The organism is Agrobacterium sp. CCNWLW155 (genome assembly GCF_036888815.1).
Taxonomy (GTDB): Bacteria; Pseudomonadota; Alphaproteobacteria; order Rhizobiales; family Rhizobiaceae; genus Agrobacterium; species Agrobacterium radiobacter.
The window spans coordinates 1-916 of record NZ_JBAKFW010000060.1; the positions used below are offsets into that span (position 1 = coordinate 1).

General features: G+C 55.1%; 1 protein-coding gene. It reads right to left on the reverse strand.

What is annotated here, in order from left to right:
• Positions 1-916, reverse strand: a 916-nt coding sequence (locus V6S97_RS29105; RefSeq protein ID WP_334428450.1) for a calcium-binding protein, incomplete at both ends; no start/stop codon positions are given.

Genomic DNA, 916 nt, shown 5'->3' on the forward strand with positions numbered 1-916 from the left:
TCACGGCCATCACCGCGGTTAAAGACGTAGGTGTCATGGCCATAACCCGCATCGACGTAGTCGTCGCCAGCACCGCCAGAGATCGTGTCGTCACCTTCGTCAGCATAGATACGATCGTCACCGGCACCCGAATTGATCACATCATTGCTGTCATAAGTATGGATATAGTCATCACCGGAAGTCGAGTTCTGGTCAGCGTAGACCTTATAGAGCTGCGTCTCCGTCCAAACCGTGCCATCGGCGAACTCGATCTTTTCAACGTCCCTGATGCTGACCTCGTCAGTCGTTCCCGCTATCTTCAGCGTCAGGAAGGAGTGATCAGCCTCCATCAGCTGCACAACGATATCGGCCGGAGAGACGTTGGCGCCAAAGCGCAAAGCGTCGGAACCGATGTCGCCGTAGAACACATCGTGCCCATCACCACGATTGAAGACATAGATGTCGTCGCCCCATCCGCCATCGGCATAGTCGTCGCCCGCGCCACCAGAAATCGTGTCGGCGCCATCCAGACCCTTCAAGCTGTCGTTTCCGGATGTTCCGAGGAGTGTATTCGCGCCGCCGTCACCGCTAATGGCATTCAACAAGGCCTGTGTTCTTCCCACCACCGCAGCAAGTTGATCACGATTCCAGATCGTGCCGTCTGCAAACTCGACACGGTCTATTCCAGCCCCGCCTGATCCGAAAGCATCTTTGATGGTGATCGTTGAGCCGTCTGGCAAATGTATGATCAGCGTGTCTATGTCGTAGGCGTGAAAACTAAAACTTAGTTGCTCAGCAAGAATACCCGGTCCAAAAACAAGCCTGTCGTTACTCCCCTCATAGCTGGCTTCTACGATGACATCGTTGCCGTCGCCGAGATCGTAGAAATAGGTGTCGTCGTGCCAGCCGCCGATCAGAACATCGTCGCCGGCGCCAC